This is a genomic window from Pseudomonas carassii (assembly GCF_036324045.1).
Taxonomy (GTDB): Bacteria; Pseudomonadota; Gammaproteobacteria; order Pseudomonadales; family Pseudomonadaceae; genus Aquipseudomonas; species Aquipseudomonas peradeniyensis.
Window position 1 is genome coordinate 25,349 of sequence record NZ_JAZDCT010000017.1, and the last position, 15,993, is coordinate 41,341.

General features: G+C 63.0%; 22 protein-coding genes and 1 tRNA gene. 11 read left to right on the top strand and 12 right to left on the bottom strand.

What is annotated here, in order from left to right; all coding sequences use genetic code 11:
• The first annotated feature begins 28 nt into the window (after window positions 1–28).
• Genes lolA through cysG form a run of 5 tightly spaced genes read left to right on the top strand, consistent with a single transcriptional unit; the run spans window position 29 to window position 5,064 of the window.
• The gene (gene lolA / locus V0R62_RS14215; protein ID WP_028692385.1) at window positions 29–652 is read left to right on the top strand and encodes an outer membrane lipoprotein chaperone LolA; all 624 of its coding nucleotides are present in this window, start codon (window positions 29–31) and stop codon (window positions 650–652) included.
• 12 nt (window positions 653–664) lie between these two features.
• Window positions 665–1,990 carry a replication-associated recombination protein A gene (locus tag V0R62_RS14220; RefSeq protein ID WP_028692384.1) on the top strand — a complete coding sequence of 442 codons (1,326 nt, stop codon included), beginning with the start codon at window positions 665–667 and terminating at the stop codon, window positions 1,988–1,990.
• Entirely contained in the window at window positions 1,987–2,361 is a 375-nt protein-coding gene (crcB, locus tag V0R62_RS14225; protein WP_028692383.1) for a fluoride efflux transporter CrcB, read from the top strand. Before V0R62_RS14220 ends, crcB begins: the two co-directional genes overlap by 4 nt.
• Window positions 2,362–2,391: 30 nt before the next feature.
• Window positions 2,392–3,672, top strand: coding sequence for a serine--tRNA ligase (serS, locus tag V0R62_RS14230; RefSeq protein WP_330104174.1), 1,281 nt, complete (start codon window positions 2,392–2,394; stop codon window positions 3,670–3,672).
• Window positions 3,673–5,064 (top strand): siroheme synthase CysG, encoded by a 1,392-nt coding sequence (gene cysG, locus V0R62_RS14235; protein WP_330104175.1) that lies wholly within the window; start codon window positions 3,673–3,675, stop codon window positions 5,062–5,064.
• A 33-nt stretch (window positions 5,065–5,097) separates the two neighbouring features.
• On the opposite strand, the gene V0R62_RS14240 is transcribed toward cysG, so the two are convergent.
• The 8 genes from V0R62_RS14240 to V0R62_RS14275 all read right to left on the bottom strand — a co-directional run bounded on the left by V0R62_RS14240 (window position 5,098) and on the right by V0R62_RS14275 (window position 10,900).
• Complete coding sequence (locus V0R62_RS14240; RefSeq protein ID WP_330104176.1) at window positions 5,098–6,057, bottom strand: glutathione S-transferase family protein; 960 nt, start codon at window positions 6,055–6,057, stop codon at window positions 5,098–5,100.
• 97 nt (window positions 6,058–6,154) lie between these two features.
• A complete protein-coding gene (locus V0R62_RS14245; protein WP_330104177.1) occupies window positions 6,155–7,171 on the bottom strand; it encodes a glycosyl transferase family protein in 1,017 nt (338 codons plus the stop codon).
• Window positions 7,168–7,503, bottom strand: coding sequence for a TusE/DsrC/DsvC family sulfur relay protein (locus V0R62_RS14250; RefSeq protein ID WP_330104178.1), 336 nt, complete (start codon window positions 7,501–7,503; stop codon window positions 7,168–7,170). Before V0R62_RS14250 ends, V0R62_RS14245 begins: the two co-directional genes overlap by 4 nt.
• The gene (gene tusB, locus V0R62_RS14255; RefSeq protein WP_330104179.1) at window positions 7,500–7,796 is read right to left on the bottom strand and encodes a sulfurtransferase complex subunit TusB; all 297 of its coding nucleotides are present in this window, start codon (window positions 7,794–7,796) and stop codon (window positions 7,500–7,502) included. Before tusB ends, V0R62_RS14250 begins: the two co-directional genes overlap by 4 nt.
• Window positions 7,796–8,155 (bottom strand): sulfurtransferase complex subunit TusC, encoded by a 360-nt coding sequence (gene tusC, locus V0R62_RS14260; protein WP_330104180.1) that lies wholly within the window; start codon window positions 8,153–8,155, stop codon window positions 7,796–7,798. Before tusC ends, tusB begins: the two co-directional genes overlap by 1 nt.
• A gap of 1 nt (window position 8,156) precedes the next feature.
• Window positions 8,157–8,549 carry a sulfurtransferase complex subunit TusD gene (tusD, locus tag V0R62_RS14265; RefSeq protein ID WP_330104181.1) on the bottom strand — a complete coding sequence of 131 codons (393 nt, stop codon included), beginning with the start codon at window positions 8,547–8,549 and terminating at the stop codon, window positions 8,157–8,159.
• Window positions 8,550–8,635: 86 nt separating this feature from the next.
• Window positions 8,636–10,015, bottom strand: a complete 1,380-nt coding sequence (locus tag V0R62_RS14270) for a nucleobase:cation symporter-2 family protein (RefSeq protein WP_280080394.1) — start codon at window positions 10,013–10,015, stop codon at window positions 8,636–8,638.
• Window positions 10,016–10,228: 213 nt separating this feature from the next.
• Entirely contained in the window at window positions 10,229–10,900 is a 672-nt protein-coding gene (locus tag V0R62_RS14275) for a Bax inhibitor-1/YccA family protein (protein WP_028692373.1), read from the bottom strand.
• Window positions 10,901–11,047: 147 nt separating this feature from the next.
• Between V0R62_RS14275 and V0R62_RS14280 the strand changes: the two genes are divergently transcribed.
• A tRNA-Ser gene (locus V0R62_RS14280) sits at window positions 11,048–11,135 on the top strand.
• 111 nt (window positions 11,136–11,246) lie between these two features.
• Here V0R62_RS14280 and V0R62_RS14285 read toward each other — a convergent pair.
• Window positions 11,247–12,308, bottom strand: coding sequence for a tyrosine-type recombinase/integrase (locus tag V0R62_RS14285; protein ID WP_330104182.1), 1,062 nt, complete (start codon window positions 12,306–12,308; stop codon window positions 11,247–11,249).
• A 1-nt stretch (window position 12,309) separates the two neighbouring features.
• Window positions 12,310–12,552 (bottom strand): DUF4224 domain-containing protein, encoded by a 243-nt coding sequence (locus V0R62_RS14290; protein ID WP_186733618.1) that lies wholly within the window; start codon window positions 12,550–12,552, stop codon window positions 12,310–12,312.
• Between the two features lie 107 nt (window positions 12,553–12,659).
• On the opposite strand from V0R62_RS14290, the gene V0R62_RS26845 reads away from it, so the two are divergent.
• The 4 genes from V0R62_RS26845 to V0R62_RS14305 all read left to right on the top strand — a co-directional run bounded on the left by V0R62_RS26845 (window position 12,660) and on the right by V0R62_RS14305 (window position 14,058).
• The gene (locus V0R62_RS26845) at window positions 12,660–12,824 is read left to right on the top strand and encodes a hypothetical protein (protein WP_155952720.1); all 165 of its coding nucleotides are present in this window, start codon (window positions 12,660–12,662) and stop codon (window positions 12,822–12,824) included.
• A 217-nt stretch (window positions 12,825–13,041) separates the two neighbouring features.
• Window positions 13,042–13,266 (top strand): hypothetical protein, encoded by a 225-nt coding sequence (locus tag V0R62_RS14295; protein WP_330104183.1) that lies wholly within the window; start codon window positions 13,042–13,044, stop codon window positions 13,264–13,266.
• A 141-nt stretch (window positions 13,267–13,407) separates the two neighbouring features.
• The gene (locus tag V0R62_RS14300; protein ID WP_330104184.1) at window positions 13,408–13,635 is read left to right on the top strand and encodes a hypothetical protein; all 228 of its coding nucleotides are present in this window, start codon (window positions 13,408–13,410) and stop codon (window positions 13,633–13,635) included.
• 150 nt (window positions 13,636–13,785) lie between these two features.
• On the top strand, window positions 13,786–14,058 hold the full coding sequence (locus V0R62_RS14305) for a hypothetical protein (protein WP_330104185.1): 273 nt from the start codon (window positions 13,786–13,788) through the stop codon (window positions 14,056–14,058).
• Window positions 14,059–14,101: 43 nt separating this feature from the next.
• On the opposite strand, the gene V0R62_RS14310 is transcribed toward V0R62_RS14305, so the two are convergent.
• Window positions 14,102–14,881, bottom strand: a complete 780-nt coding sequence (locus tag V0R62_RS14310) for a DUF2786 domain-containing protein (RefSeq protein ID WP_330104186.1) — start codon at window positions 14,879–14,881, stop codon at window positions 14,102–14,104.
• A 129-nt stretch (window positions 14,882–15,010) separates the two neighbouring features.
• Between V0R62_RS14310 and V0R62_RS14315 the strand changes: the two genes are divergently transcribed.
• Entirely contained in the window at window positions 15,011–15,307 is a 297-nt protein-coding gene (locus V0R62_RS14315; protein ID WP_330104187.1) for a hypothetical protein, read from the top strand.
• A gap of 418 nt (window positions 15,308–15,725) precedes the next feature.
• On the opposite strand, the gene V0R62_RS14320 is transcribed toward V0R62_RS14315, so the two are convergent.
• Window positions 15,726–15,983, bottom strand: coding sequence for a hypothetical protein (locus V0R62_RS14320; RefSeq protein WP_186733626.1), 258 nt, complete (start codon window positions 15,981–15,983; stop codon window positions 15,726–15,728).
• Between the last annotated feature and the right edge of the window lie 10 nt (window positions 15,984–15,993).

The following is a 15,993-nucleotide window of genomic DNA, read 5'->3' on the forward strand; positions in this document are numbered from 1 at the left end:
GCCCCTTCACTGTGCAATGAGGATTTCCATGCGCGCGATTCGCATGCTGTTGGTTTCTGCCCTGGCTACGGCCAGCCTGTCGGCCCAGGCCGGCGAACAGGACGTCCAGCGCCTGACGCAATTGCTGGAAAAGTCGCAGACCATCGAAGCCAATTTCTCCCAGCTGACCCTGGATGCCGGCGGCACCAGCTTGCAGGAGACCAACGGCAAGATGACCGTCAAGCGCCCGGGCCTGTTCTACTGGCACACCGATGCGCCGCAGGAGCAGGTAGTGGTGTCCGACGGCAAGAACGTCACCCTGTGGGACCCGGACCTCGAGCAGGCGACCATCAAGAAGCTCGACGTGCGCCTGAACCAGACCCCGGCGCTGCTGCTGTCCGGCGATGTGTCGAAGATCAGCCAGAGCTTCGACATCACCTCCAAGGAGCAGGGCGAAGTGATGGACTTCACCTTGAAGCCCAAGACCAAGGACACCCTGTTCGACTCGTTGCGCGTGTCGTTCCGCAGGGGCCTGATCAATGACATGCAGCTGATCGACAGCGTCGGCCAGCGCACCAACATCCTGTTCAATGGCGTCAAGGCCAACCAGGCGGTGCCGGACAGCAAGTTCCAGTTCGACATCCCCAAGGGCGCTGACGTCATCAAGGAGTAAGCGGAGCCTGTGATGGACCTGTTTCGAAGCGAACCCGTCGCCCAGCCCCTGGCCGCCCGCCTGCGTCCGTCCAACCTGGACGAGTACGTCGGCCAGGAGCACCTGCTGGCGCGTGGCAAGCCGCTGCGCGAGGCGCTGGAGCAGGGTGCGCTGCACTCGATGATCTTCTGGGGGCCGCCAGGGGTGGGCAAGACCACCCTGGCGCGGCTGCTGGCGCAGTTCTGCGACGCCCACTTCGAAACGGTGTCGGCGGTGCTGGCCGGGGTCAAGGAGATCCGCCAGGCGGTCGAGGTGGCGAAGCAGCAGGCCGGCCAGTATGGCCGGCGCACCATCCTGTTCGTCGACGAGGTGCACCGCTTCAACAAGTCGCAACAGGACGCCTTCCTGCCCTACGTGGAGGACGGCACGCTGATCTTCATCGGCGCCACCACCGAGAATCCGTCGTTCGAGCTGAACAACGCGCTGCTTTCGCGGGCGCGGGTCTACGTGCTCAAGAGCCTGGACGAGGCCGCGCTGCGCAAGCTGGTCGATCGTGCCCTGAGCGAGGAGCGCGGCCTGGGCAAGCGCAACCTGCGGGTGGGGGATGAGGCGTTCAAGATGCTCATGGCCGCCGCCGACGGCGATGGCCGGCGCATGCTCAACTTCCTCGAGAATGCCTCGGACCTGGCCGAAGACGGCGGCGAGATCGGCGTCGAGCTGCTGCAGAGCCTGCTTGGCGACAGCCGCCGGCGTTTCGACAAGGGCGGCGAGGCCTTCTACGACCAGATCTCGGCGCTGCACAAGTCGGTGCGCGGCTCCAATCCGGACGGCGCGCTGTATTGGTACGCGCGCATGCTTGACGGCGGCTGCGACCCACTTTACATCGCCCGCCGGGTGGTGCGCATGGCCAGCGAGGACATCGGCAATGCTGACCCCCGAGCCCTGAGCCTGTGCCTGGCGGCGTGGGACGTGCAGGAGCGCCTGGGCAGCCCCGAAGGCGAGCTGGCGGTGGCCCAGGCCATCACCTACATCGCCTGCGCGCCGAAGAGCAACGCGGTGTACGTGGGCTTCAAGGCGGCCATGCGCGAGGCCGCCGAGCACGGTTCGCTGGAAGTGCCGCTGCACCTGCGCAACGCGCCGACCAAACTGATGAAGCAACTGGGCTATGGCGAGGAGTACCGCTATGCCCACGACGAGCCGGACGCCTACGCCGCCGGTGAGGATTATTTCCCCGAACAGCTCGAGCCGCGCCAGTACTATCAGCCGGTGCCGAGAGGGCTCGAGCTGAAGATCGGCGAGAAGCTCAAGCACCTGGCCGAGCTGGATCGCAATAGCCCCCGTCAGCGGAGAAAACCGTGATCGCACTGATTGCCGCCGTCAGCGCTGGCGGGATTGCCGGCACGCTGCTGCGCTTCGCCACCGCCAACTGGGTCGCGGCCCACTGGCCACGACACTTCTATGCCGGTACGCTGGCGGTCAACCTGGTCGGCTGCCTGCTGATTGGCCTGCTCTACGGCTTGTTCCTGCACAAGCCGCTGGCGCCGGTCGAGCTGCGCGCCGGGCTGATCGTCGGCTTTCTCGGCGGTTTGACCACTTTTTCCTCCTTCTCGCTCGATACCGTGCGCCTGATGGAAAGCGGGCAGGTCCCGTTGGCCCTGGGCTATACCATTATCAGCGTGGTAGGCGGCCTGCTCGCGACCTGGGCCGGCCTGTCCCTGACCCGATTCTGAACCAACATCTACACATAACGAGAGAACGACATGCTCGATTCCAAACAGTTACGCACTGAACTTCAGGCAGTGGCGGACCGCCTGGCCACCCGTGGCTTCAGCCTGGATGTCGCGCGCATCGAATCGCTGGAAGAGCGCCGCAAATCGGTGCAGACCCGCACCGAGCAACTGCAGGCCGAGCGTAACGCCCGTTCCAAATCGATCGGCCAGGCCAAGGCCAAGGGCGAGGACATCGCGCCGCTGATGGCCGACGTCGAGCGCATGGCCAATGAACTGGCCGCCGGCAAGACCGAGCTGGACGGCATTCAGGCCGAGCTGGACGGCATCCTGCTGACCATCCCCAACCTGCCGGACGCCAGTGTGCCGGTCGGCGCCAGCGAAGACGACAACGTCGAAGTGCGCCGCTGGGGCACCCCGACCACCTTCGACTTCGAGATCAAGGACCACGTCGCCCTGGGCGAAGTCAGCGGTGGTCTGGACTTCGAGGCTGCGGCCAAGCTGTCCGGTGCCCGCTTTGCCGTGCTGCGCGGCCCGATCGCCCGCCTGCACCGCGCCCTGGCGCAGTTCATGATCAACCTGCACACCGGCGAGCACGGCTACGAGGAGCACTACACCCCGTACCTGGTGCAGGCCCCGGCCCTGCAGGGCACCGGCCAGCTGCCGAAGTTCGAGGAAGACCTGTTCAAGATCAGCCGCGAAGGCGAGGCCGACTTCTACCTGATCCCGACCGCCGAAGTGTCGCTGACCAACCTGGTGGCCGGTGAAATCCTCGACGCCAAGCAGCTGCCGCTCAAGCTGGTCGCCCATACCCCGTGCTTCCGCAGTGAAGCCGGCGCCTCGGGCCGCGATACCCGCGGCATGATCCGCCAGCACCAGTTCGACAAGGTCGAAATGGTACAGGTCGTCGAGCCAGCGAAATCCATGGAAGCCCTCGAAGGCCTGACCGCCAACGCCGAGCGCGTGCTGCAGCTGCTGAAGCTGCCGTACCGCGTACTGGCACTGTGCACCGGCGACATGGGCTTCGGCGCGGTGAAGACCTACGACCTGGAAGTATGGGTCCCAAGCCAGGACAAGTACCGCGAGATCAGCTCCTGCTCCAACTGCGGTGATTTCCAGGCGCGCCGCATGCAGGCCCGCTGGCGCAACCCGGAAACCGGCAAGCCGGAGCTGGTGCACACCCTCAACGGTTCGGGCCTGGCGGTCGGCCGTACCCTGGTGGCGGTGTTGGAGAACTACCAGCAGGCCGACGGTTCGATCCGTGTGCCGGAGGTGCTCAAACCGTACATGGGTGGCGTCGAGGTCATTCGCTGAATGGACTACCTGCCGCTTTTCCATAAGCTGCAGGGCGGCCGTGTGCTGGTCGTCGGCGGCGGCGAGATCGCCTTGCGCAAGGCGCGCCTGCTGGCCGATGCCGGCGCCGCGCTGCGGGTGGTGGCGCCGGAGGTCGACGGCCAACTCGCTGCGCTGGCCCGCGAGGGCGGTGGCGAAGTGCTGGTGCGTGGCTACCAGGCGAGCGACCTGGAGGGCTGCCGCCTGGTGATCGCGGCCACCGACGATTCGGTGCTCAACGCCCAGGTCTCGGCCGAGGCCCAGGCGCGCAGCCTGCCGGTCAACGTGGTGGATGCCCCGGCCCTGTGCACGGTGATCTTCCCCGCCATCGTCGACCGCTCACCCCTGGTGGTGGCGGTCTCCAGCGGTGGCGACGCCCCGGTGCTGGCGCGCTTGATCCGCGCCAAGCTGGAAGCCTGGATCCCGTCCGCCTACGGTGAACTGGCCGGGTTGGCGGCGCGTTTCCGTCACAAGGTCAAGGCCTTGTACCCGGACGTCAACCAGCGTCGTGGCTTCTGGGAGAGCGTGTTCCAGGGTCCGGTCGCCGAGCGCCAGCTGGCCGGGCAGGGCGCCGAGGCCGAGCGCCTGTTGCAGGCGCTGGTCGACGGCGCGCCGGTGCAGCAGGGCGGCGAGGTGTACCTGGTGGGCGCGGGGCCGGGCGATCCGGACCTGCTGACCTTCCGTGCCCTGCGCCTGATGCAGCAGGCCGACGTGGTGCTGTACGACCGCCTGGTGGCCCCGGCCATCATCGAGATGTGCCGGCGTGACGCCGAACGCATCTATGTCGGCAAGCGCCGCGCCGACCACGCCGTGCCACAGGACAAGATCAACCGCCTGCTGGTCGACCTGGCCCGCCAGGGCAAGCGCGTGCTGCGGCTCAAGGGGGGGGATCCGTTCATCTTCGGCCGTGGCGGCGAGGAGATCGAGGAGCTGGCTGACGAAGGTATCCCGTTCCAGGTGGTGCCGGGTATCACCGCGGCCAGTGGTTGTTCCGCCTATGGCGGGATTCCGCTGACTCATCGCGATTATGCCCAGTCGGTGCGTTTCGTCACCGGTCACCTGAAGGACGGCACCAGCAACCTGCCCTGGGATGATCTGGTGGCGCCGGCCCAGACCCTGGTGTTCTACATGGGGCTGGTCGGGTTGCCTACCATCTGTGCCGAGCTGATCCGTCATGGGCGCGCGGCGAGCACGCCGGCAGCCCTGGTGCAGCAGGGGACCACGCGCAATCAGCGGGTGTTCACCGGTACCCTGGCTGACCTGCCGGAGCTGGTGGCGCGGCATGAAGTGCATGCGCCGACCCTGGTGATCGTTGGGGAAGTGGTGCAACTGCGCGAGAAGCTGGCGTGGTTTGAAGGGGCGCAGAACGGCTGAAATCGCTGGGGCTGCAAAGCAGCCCCAGGTATCTCAAGCCCGCCAGATCCCTTTGCCCGACAACCGCTCCCGATCATGCGGCAAGCCAAAGTCCTGCAACGGCCCCTTGGGCACGATCCCATTAGGGTTGATGGTCTTGTGGCTCATGTAATAGTGCTTCTGGATATGCTCCATGTTCACCGTGCCCGCCACGCCCGGCCACTGGTACAACTCGCGCAGCCAGTTGGACAGGTTCGGGTAGTCGCTCAGGCGGCGCAGGTTGCACTTGAAGTGCCCGTGGTACACCGCGTCGAAACGCACCAGCGTGGTGAACAGGCGCACATCGGCTTCGGTCAGGTATTCGCCGGCCAGGTAGCGCTGGCGACCCAACAGCCCTTCCAGATGATCCAGCTCATTGAATACCTCGTCGAAGGCAGTCTCGTAGGCGTCCTGCGAGGTGGCGAAGCCGGCGCGGTACACACCGTTGTTCACCGCCGGGTAGATTCGTTCGTTGAGCGCATCGATGGTCGCCCGCAGCGGCTCGGGGTAGAGGTCCAGGGTATTGCCGGTCAACTCATCGAAGGCGCTGTTGAAGATACGGATGATCTCGGCCGACTCGTTGTTGACGATGCGTTTCTCCTGCTTGTCCCACAGCACCGGCACGGTCACGCGCCCGGTGTAGTGCGGGTCGTCCTGGGTGTAGCGCTGGTGCAGGTACTGCAGCGCATCCAGTTGATCGCCGCTGGAGCCTTGCTGCTGGTCGAAGGTCCAGCCATGCTCGCCCATCAGCCAACTGACCACCGAGACATCGATCAACGGCTCCAGGCCCTTGATGGCGCGGAAAATCAGGGTGCGGTGCGCCCACGGGCAGGCCAGCGACACATACAGGTGATAGCGGCCTGCCTCGGCGACGGGCAGCGGGTTGCGCCGCTGGGCGTTCTCGCGCTGGAAGGCGCCGTCCTTGCTGCTCTGGTACCACTGGTCATGCCAGCGGCCATCGATCAAAAGGCCCATCTCGGAGCTCCTCGAAACACAATCGTTTGTCGTTGGAGTTCAGTCTAGGGCAAAGCGTTCGAAGAAATAGCGCAAAGACTGCCCTATTCCTATCGGTTTATTCGATATCTTTGCGGGCGGCCCAGTAGGTGCTGGCGTTGCTGAACGCCTGCTCGCGTTCCTGGCCGAGCCCACGCAGGGCCAGAGCCATGGTCGCAACCACGGCCAGTTCGCCGTAGCTGTCCTGCGCCTCGCCGCGCCACACCGCCAGCAGGTGCTCGGGCTGCAGTGTGGCCGGCTTCACATGACGCTGGGCGCTGAGCGCCGGCCATTCCTCGTCCCAGGCTTCGCCGGCCGAGGTGCCGTACAGGTGGCTGATGACGTCCGGGTTGACCTCGATCTCGCCACCGTCGCCCTTGATGACCACGGCATGATCGCCGAGCAGGCGGCTGGCTTCGCGGTGCACCGCCTGGTAGCCGGGGTGGAAGATGCTCTGCAGGCCGCAGCGGGCGGCAAGCGGGTTGAGCACCCGGGCCAGCGAATGGATGGGCGAGCGCAGGCCCAGGGTGTTGCGCAGGTCGATCATGCGTTGCAGTTGCGGTGCCCAGTCCTGCAACGGGAAGAAGGCCAGCCGGCGGCTGTCCAGGGCCTGCTCCACAGACGTCCAGTCCCGGCAGAGCGGGATGTCCAGCAGGTCGAGCAATTGCTCGGTGTACAGTCGCCCGGCCGTATGGGCGCCACCACCGTGCATCAGGATGCGCACGCCATTGGCTGCCAGGCATTTGGCCGCCAGCAGGTACCAGGGTAGGTGGCGCTTCTTGCCGGCGTAGCTCGGCCAGTCGAGGTCGATGGCGATGCGCGGCGCCTGCAGGTGGGCGCGCAGGGCCTCGGTGAAGCCGGTCAACTCCTCGGCGCTTTCTTCCTTGTGCCGCAGCAGCATCAGGAAGGCGCCCAGCTGGGTGTCCTCGACCTTGCCTTCGAGCAGCAGGGTCATGGCGGCGCGGGCCTCCTCGCGGGTCAGGCCGCGGGCGCCGCGCTTGCCCTTACCGAGGATGCGCACGAATTCGGCGAACGGGTGTTCGGCCGGGGTTTCCAGGGTCAGCGGGCGTATGTCGTTCAGCTGTGGCTCGGTCATATGCAGTTGGTCGGCTTGGGCAGGCCCGCCAGCTTGGCGGCGAGTTTGGCGGGGGTGCCATTGAACAGGCGGTTCAGGTGTGGGCTGTTGCCTTTTTCCGCCCCGAGCTTGAGCGCGGTGTACTTGATCAGTGGGCGGGTGGCCGGCGACAGCTGGTACTCCTGGTAGAACTGACGCAGCAGTTCGAGGATTTCCCAGTGGTCCGCGGTCAGGGCGATGCTTTCGCGCGTGGCGAGGGCCTCGGCGACTTCGTGGGACCAGTCCTGCAGCTCGATCAGGAAGCCGTCCTTGTCCAGGGCGATGTGGCGATCGCCGACAGTCAGGGTACTCATAGCCAGCTGTTGACCTTGTCGTGATGCAGGGAGAGCTCGACGAAGGCGGCGTAGTCCACGGCCTTGGCCAGCGGGTTGTCGAGGGCGCGTGCCTGCAGGTCTTCGGCGAGGGCGAACAGGCGCTCGCCGAGGTTGGCGGCCTGCAGGGCGGCGAACGGCTCGCTGCCGGCCTTGAGCGCGTAGGTGGCGTCGCCGCACAGCAGCAGCGCGTCTTGCGGGCCCAGCAGGCGCAGGCAGCTGGTCAGGCGCTCGTCACCGAAGGGCGAGTGGGCGATTACATGCAGGGTCGTCATCAGAGCGTCACCACCTGGTCGAAACGGGCAATCAGCGCGGCCAGCGCACTATCGTCGAGCACCTCGACCGGCAGCGCCAGGGCATCACCGTCCAGCCCCCGGCGGGCCAGGCTGTGGCCACAGACGAACAGTTCCTCGACCCCGAACATCGGCAGGGCCTGGAGGTTGGCGGTCAGGTTCTTTTGCTGCAGGGCGTCGGGTTGCTGCGCGGCGGCGAGCTGGAAAACGCCGTCATCGAGGAACAGCATGCCCAGCGGCAGGTCGAAGGCGCCGCCGGCCAGGGCGATGTCCAGCGCTTCGCGGGCGGACGGGCCGCTCCATGGCGCCTGGCGGCTGATGATCAGCAAGGACTTGGACATCTCAGTCACCTCCGAAGCAGACCAGGCGGTCGGCCAGTTGCGCGGCTTCGTGCAGTTGACCCAGGCCGGACAGCTCCCACGGCATCGGCAGGTTCACCGCCGGGCGCTGGTAGCGGTTGGCCTCGGTGTCGTCGAGCACGCCCCGGCGCAGGGCCGCGGCGATGCACACCACGGCGTCCAGGCGATGTTCGCTGACGAAGGCGCGCCATTGCGCGGCCACGTCCAGTTCGTCCTGGGGCGTGACGATATTGGCCGAGGCGCTGTGCACCCCATCCTGGTAGAAGAACAATCGGGCTATTTCATGCCCGCCGGCCAGCACCGCCTCGGCAAAGCGCAAGGCGCGGCGCGAGGAGGGCGCATGGGCCGGGGAAAAGACCGCGATGGCGAATTTCATGGAAGGCTCGTGCAAATGAATGCGGCCATGATAAAGCAAAAAGCCCGCGCTGGTGGGCGCGGGCTTTGTGCTCTGGCTGGCGCGGCTCAGGCCTGTTCCTTGCCCTCGGGCAGGAACCAGTTGAGCAGCAGGGCACAGATGCCGCCGGTGGCGACGCCCGACTCCAGCACGTTGCGCAGCGCCGCCGGCATGTGCGCGAGGAACTCCGGCACCTGGGCCACGCCCAGGCCCAGCGACAGCGACACGGCGATGATCAGCAGGGCGCGGCGGTCGAGGCGGGTGCTGGCGAGGATATTGATGCCCGAGGCCGCCACGGCGCCGAACATGACCATGGCCGCGCCACCGAGCACCGGCTCCGGCACTGCCTGGATCACCCCGGCGACGCTGGGGAACAGGCCCAGCAGGATCAGCATGGCGGCGATCCAGATGCCGATATGGCGGCTGGCGATGCCGGTCAGCTGAATCACGCCGTTGTTCTGGGCGAAGATCGAGCTGGGGAAGGTGTTGAACAGGCCGGCCAGCAGCGAGTTGGCGCCGTTGACCAGCACCCCGCCCTTGATCCGTTGCATCCACACCGGGCCTTCCACCGGCTGGCGTGAGACCTTGCTGGTGGCGGTCACGTCACCGATGGCTTCCAGCGAGGTGACCAGGTAGATCACCAGCATCGGGATGAACAGCGACCAGGAGAAGCCCAGGCCGAAGTGCAGCGGCGTCGGCACCTGGAACAGCGCGGCCTGGTGCATGCCGGAGAAGTCCAGGCGGCCGAGGTAGCCGGCCAGGGCATAGCCCACGGCCAGGGCGATGACGATGGCGCAGCTGCGCATCCACACCACCGGAATGCGGTTGAGGATGACGATGATCGCCAGCACCACGCCCGACAGCAGCAGGTTCTCGCCATCGGCGAAGGTGCCGTTGGCCATGGCGCCGAAGCCGCCGCCCATGCTGATCAGGCCGACCTTGATCAGGGTCAGGCCGATCATCAGCACGACGATGCCGGTCACCAGCGGGGTGATCAGGCGCTTGACGAAGGGCAGGATGCGCGACACGCCCATTTCCACGAACGAGCCGGCGATGACCACACCGAAGATCGCCGCCATCACGCTCTCCACCGGCGTGCCCTGCTTGACCATCAGCGCGCCTCCAGCGATCAGCGGGCCGACGAAGTTGAAGCTGGTGCCCTGGACGATCAGCAGCCCGGCGCCGAATGGCCCGAAGCGCTTGCACTGGACGAAGGTGGCGATACCCGAGATCACCAGCGACATCGACACGATCAGGTTGGTGTCACGCGCCGACACGCCCAGCGCCTGGCAGATCAGCAGGCCCGGCGTGACGATCGGCACGATGATCGCCAGCAGGTGCTGCAGCGCCGCCAGCAGGCCGATCAGTAGGCGAGGCTTGTCCTCGAGGCCAAGGACCAGTTCATTGGCAGGCGCCGCCGCGCCTGGGCCGTGTTCGTGTGAACTCATGGAAAAATGCCGCCCCGGAAGAAAAAAGGAGCGCATTCTACGGGCAGAAAGGCCATAGGGGTAGAGGCAAGCACGATGGCCGCACAATCGCGGAGGAATGGGGTAATAAGCTGACTTTTAAGTCAATCTTGGTTTGCTTTGCTACCGCTGTTCAACAGACACTAAAAAGCCCGCCGAAGCGGGCTTTTTGTGAGGCGCTGTCGACCGATTCGATCAGTCGTCGCGGCCCATGATGCCGAACAGCTGCAGCAGGCTGACGAACAGGTTGTAGATCGACACGTACAGGCTGATGGTGGCCATGATGTAGTTGCGCTCGCCGCCATGGATGATGGCGCTGGTCTGGAACAGGATGCAGACCGACGAGAACAGTACGAAGCCAGCGCTGATCGCCAGTTGCAGGCCGCTGATCTGGAAGAAGAAGCTGGCCACCACGGCACCCAGCAGGACGAAGAAGCCGGCGGTGATGAAGCCGCTGAGGAAGCTCATGTCCTTGCGGGTGATCAGCACGTAGGCCGACAGGCCGCCGAACACCAGGGCGGTCATGGCGAAGGCCGAGCTGACTACTTCGGCGCCACCGGCCATGCCCAGGTAGCGGTTGAGGATCGGGCCGAGGATGAAGCCCATGAAGCCGGTGAGGGCGAAGGTGGACACCAGGCCCCAGGCCGAGTCACGCAGCTTGTTGGTGAGGAAGAACAGGCCGTAGAAGCCGATCAGCACCACGAAGATGTTCGGGTAGCCGACACGCATCTGCTGGGCGACGAAGGCCATGATGCCGCTGAAGGCGAGGGTAAGGGCCAGCAGGCTGTACGTGTTGCGCAGGACCTTGCTGACCTCCTGCTGCTCGACCTGCTGGCCGTGTTGGACGGCGTAATCCTGTTCGCGCATGGCGCACTCCTTTGGGGTGAGACCGCGGTTCGGGACCGACGGTAGTGGAACGTATGAGGCAGAGCATATCAGAGCTGTCGCAGGGCGCGACACAGAGAGTTTGACAGCTTGTTACATTACGGTATGATTGCCGCCGCAAAACAAGCTGGAAGCGTGGCCGAGTGGTTTAAGGCAACGGTCTTGAAAACCGTCGATGGGCAACTATCCTAGAGTTCGAATCTCTACGCTTCCGCCACATTCAAAGCCCTGATTTTTCAGGGCTTTTTGCGTTTTTTGGGCATAGTAAAACCACCCATGGGAATACTCTTGGGAATGGTTTGTTGTGGAAGCGCTTCCGAAACTTTCCCTATTTGGTGGGTTTCGCCAGGGCTCCAACTCGGCGATATACCCGCTCTGTGATGTCGCCCTTGGTATGGCCGAGCAGCAGACTAGCGTGGTCAACATCGGTGATTTCCGAGGCTGCTTTCGGGCGGATGTCACGAAACTGGAATTGGCTGATACGGCCGGCCAGCACCTGGTCACCAGCGGCAACCGCTTCCATCACGGCTTCCTCCCGGGCATCATCCCATCGGTGGCGAAGCATCGGCGCCGTAACGCGTTTCCCGTTATCAGTCAGCAGTAGGTATGGCGAGCTGTGCGGTGCGTTGCGCTCCAGGATCTTTCTAATCAGCGCGCCCAAGCTGCTCTCTACTCCGTCCACCTCAAGCATGATCCGCAGTTTCTTCTGGGTCTTCTTCTGCTTTACGCCGAGGGCCTTGTCCTCGATGTCGTCCCTCCTCATCACCAGCACGTCCGCCGGACGCTGGCCCGTCAAATACGCCAAATCCATGGCATCCTTCAGTTCGCCCACCGCTTTCGCGTAAACCGCGTTCCAGATCGCGTCGTTAGCGTAGAAGTCCCGCGGCACCTCCTTGTTCTTGCGCACTCCCTGGCACGGATTCTCGTTGGTAGTGAGCCCCCATTCCCGGGCTATGTTGAAGATGTGCGATAGGGTGGCGATCTCGCGATTCGCCCTGACTGGGGCGGTCCTGGCATCGCGATACTTCGCCACATGTGCAGGGGTGATGCCGTCGATAGGGGCCTTCTCGAAGTAGTTTCGCAACTGGCGTATTTCGGCCAGGTTGTCCTTCTGTGTGCGTGGCGCCTTCTTCGGGATGATGTCACGCTCGTAGCGCTCGAATATGGCGCCCATGGTGACCAAGTCTTTGGGTTTCTCCTTCGCCTCTAGCTCTGCCCACTTCAGTCGGGCCAGGCTCAGGTCAGTGCCCAACGTTATCTCTTTGCCCGACTTGTCCCGGTAGTAGTAGCTAATCCATTCCTTGTCGGGATTTTTCTTGCTCTTACTGATGCGCTTTCGCCGGTATACCCCCGGCGGCAAATCTCTGTTTTCTGTCTTCCTAGGACGCATTTCACCTCACCTTCGAAATGTCAGGTGTCCACGCAGGGACTACAGGTGGTGGTGACGCCGTTGGCATTACTCCAAGGCTCACGCCCAGCTTCATGCGGACGTAATGGCGACCAACCAGTGGGCGCCCGCTTCGGGTTTCAACGAATACCCAACCTCGTTCTTCTAGCCAGCGGCGCTGGTAGCCTCTGGCCTTGTAGCCGGTAAGGTCGGCCAGCTCTTCGTCCGAAAGGATCTCGGTTTCCATGATGGTCTCTTTGGATATGCAGCCCCGTTACCCGCACCAATCGGGGTAAAGGGGGGTATAGTGGGGAGCGAGTCGGCATTCGTCCGGCTCATCGAAGGGGTAAGAACATGTACGAATCCGCGACGCATCAGGCGCATTTGCACCTGAAGCAAAAGATTGAACAGTTCTTGTCCAAAGGCGGGGAAATTCAGAATGTCCCCTCAGGTGTCAGCGGCTTTAACCGAAGCTTACCTAAGGCCCACTGGGCCAAAGGGCAGTCAGTAAAATCGTGATCATGATGCTTAGAGCCGTCTTCAAAAGGCGGCTTTCTAGCGTGCAGTGAAAACTCGGGGCGAATAGCTCAACGCCGCTTCAAGGAAGGCGATGAGCCACGACCAGTAAAGGATCATGCAGCTAGAACAGGCGCCGCCTGCAACTGTCAGTGCGATTTATTCGCGTGTGGCGGCGTATTGATGGCATCCCGGCGCAAGGCCGGAGGGAGCATCACCGATGGATGGCGAGCCTACCAATCGAGAAGTTGCAGCCGAGATTGGCATTACTGAAGCAGAAGTTGAGCGCTACCGTAGTCATACGTTCCGTCTCGATGATGGTTCCTGGTTGATTCACTTCGCCTTCTTGATGCCGAAGGAGCTTCGCCAAGGCCTCACTGGGAGCTTCACCTTTATCCTGAAAGCTGATAAGAAATCGGGCGATTTGAGACGTCCCGACTGGTGAGGCTGTGTAAGAGCAGCGGGGCAGCAGCTGGGGGCAAGGGTAAGGCAGTCGACGCATGGAACAGACTCGGTAAAGGTAGAGTCCACCGTAATGAGCCGTTCAAGCTGATTGCTCATCTATCCCACCTCTGAGGTGAGCTACATGCAAAGCGCAAAGGAAGGCCGTTATCAGGCCTATAAGTTATTAAGGGAGCTTGATGCTCAAATTGCCGCCACGATGAACCAGGTGGCCTACGGTCGAATGAGCGGGGTCGACTGGGCGAAGACGTGCAAAGCCCACCGAATTGCCTTTGATGAGTGGATTAAATTCGCTGACCTGCAGACCGGCGAAGAGAATGACGCAGCTCCGAACAACCCCGACGATATGTGACTGATCGTATTGGCACCGTACCTCGATATCTCGGGGTTAGGTATCAAATCTGCCAGGAACTGCCAGTCTTTGGCCGCTGGTCGCATTTAAGCGAAACGGATATCTATCTCTCTGATTACCGCGCCTACTGAGGTATCAGAGGAGATCGATATGAGATGTCGCGGTGAGAAATTCTGGACGTGGGCAGATCCAGCGCTTCACCTCCGCCATCATGAGGAAACTCTTGATGACGGCAGGAGTATCGACGTGCAAACCCGACTCTCGCGGACAGGCGAAACGCAGCTCTTCATCGGGGTGTACGCCAAAAGCGGGGACCGAATCGTAGAGGAGGCGTACAGCTCCAGGCCGAATGAAACGATGAGTCGAGCCTTGATCTGGGGAGTACTCCGGGCGAAGACGTTCGTGGCTGGCGGGTGGAGGTAGATCTGTTCACTGCATGCGAGCTTTCTGCAGGCACGGGAATGCCTCAAACGCTTGCGAGCTGGAGTTGGGATTCGCTCCCGGTCGCCAGGCCAGGATTCAGTTCTACACGTCGGCCTGCTAGTAGACCGGCGATCTGGGCATTGAGGTCAAGTTCCACGTCTCGCGATTTGCGGGCCTTTCCAATCGCCCTACCAGTCAAAAACTGCTCGATCAAGGCTTGGTCCTGCGCTTCTACTGCCATGAGATCGCGTCCAGAGGAATGCTGCCCGATGGCGTGATCTTCTTCACCGCGCGGCACCAACTCGTGGATCTTGTCGTATACAGCCGATACCCAGGCCAGTGCAAAATGATCCCCAGCAGTCTCTGGCGAGTAATCGCTGCGTTGTTTGCCTGCTCGAACCTGAGACACGTAGTCACGCCTGGCGATCATGAGTTTGGTCAGTAGCGCCTCATAGGCATACATCGCGATTTGGGGAGCCGGATTCACACCCACATACAGCTCTCGTTCGATGACTCTACGTGTCGACGCGCACCACTGGCGTCGGGAGAATGACCTAACTCCGAAGGCGTCCCCAACAATCGAGCCTAAGTCTCGAGCCCAGGTTGGGCGGCGTTTGGCTCTTGAGCTGTCAGATTCGACCTCGCCGACGTCGCTGAGGCGAACATCTACCTCAGTGAGACGGTACTCACGCATCAGCGCCTGGGCCTGGCGCATCGCTGTGGCCGCCTCGGTTTCATTAGAGCTTTTCGAGAGAGCCAGGCAGCGTTTGATCTTGCGGATGATCCGTTCGAGTTTGCTTTCGTCGTGCTGTTGTTCGGTCATGTCGTTGTCCTTGCGTGCAGGCGCCGCCCTCACCAGGTCGGCGTTATCGTTGAATAGGGGAAGACGCTGGCGGGCAGCGCCGAGATGGGCTATTGCTTCCCTCTCGGTCAATCCACCAAGGAGTGTGAGATGAAGCGACTACTGATAAGTGCTCTGCTGGCGGCCTCAAGCGCGGCCCAGGCAGGTATCCCGCAGGTGAACGCCACATGCCCAGGAAACATCGAGGTACACGCCGACAAGGGCGGCCCGATCTACATCAATGGTAAGGAAGGGAAGCTGAAGAAGTTCAACGACAACTACTTCGAAGCCAAGGGCAGCGACGTGACTATCTCGCTGTCGATCAACCCGGATGGCTCGCCTGATGTCTCGTATACCGGTAAGAACCGAGCCAACGGGGTCTGTCAGGTAAAAGGGGCGGACTCCTAAAGCGCTGCCAACAGCGCAGTAAAGTCAGTCGTAGGCTTCTTCACTGTAGCGGATGACGCGCGCGGATCTGCTTGAGATTCTTCCAGCTGATCAGAACTTGCTGGCCGCTGGGGTCGATGTTCACCACAGCAGCGTGGTTGGCCGACACCAGGGCTCGGCATGTGCGCTCCAGACGTGCCCGCCTGCTGTGTTTTTTTCGCCTGCTCGTGGTTTGTCCAGCTGTGTGCATTAAGCCGCTGCCTCCAGAGATGTTTTGTATTGCCCACTCTGAGGACCGCAGAAGGGACGAATGTTGGCTACACTCAACGCACCGAGTGGTGTTCTGCCCCGTTCACGCGCTCGGCATTAGCCCGCTTCGGCGGGCTTTTTCTTGTTCACCTGACCGGCTGAGCTCAATTCATGGCGCAACTAATACCGATTACGTCTTACTCGCCGCCCCGACCTCCATCGCATCAACGAAGCGCAGGGCCGTGCGGTAGCTGAAGGCGAAGCCCTGAACTGCGCCGGTGGCGATCTCGACAACATCCCAGGTGCCCCCATGGCCTGAGGCCTGGTAGCGGGGACTTCCTTTTTCAGCCTTTGCGCGGGCTTCGTCCCGAACCGCCTGACTGCGTTCGAGCAGTGCCGCGAGCACGGCGAGTTTCGCCTTGAAGGCGGGATGCATTTCTGTTTGCATGGAGCGTTCC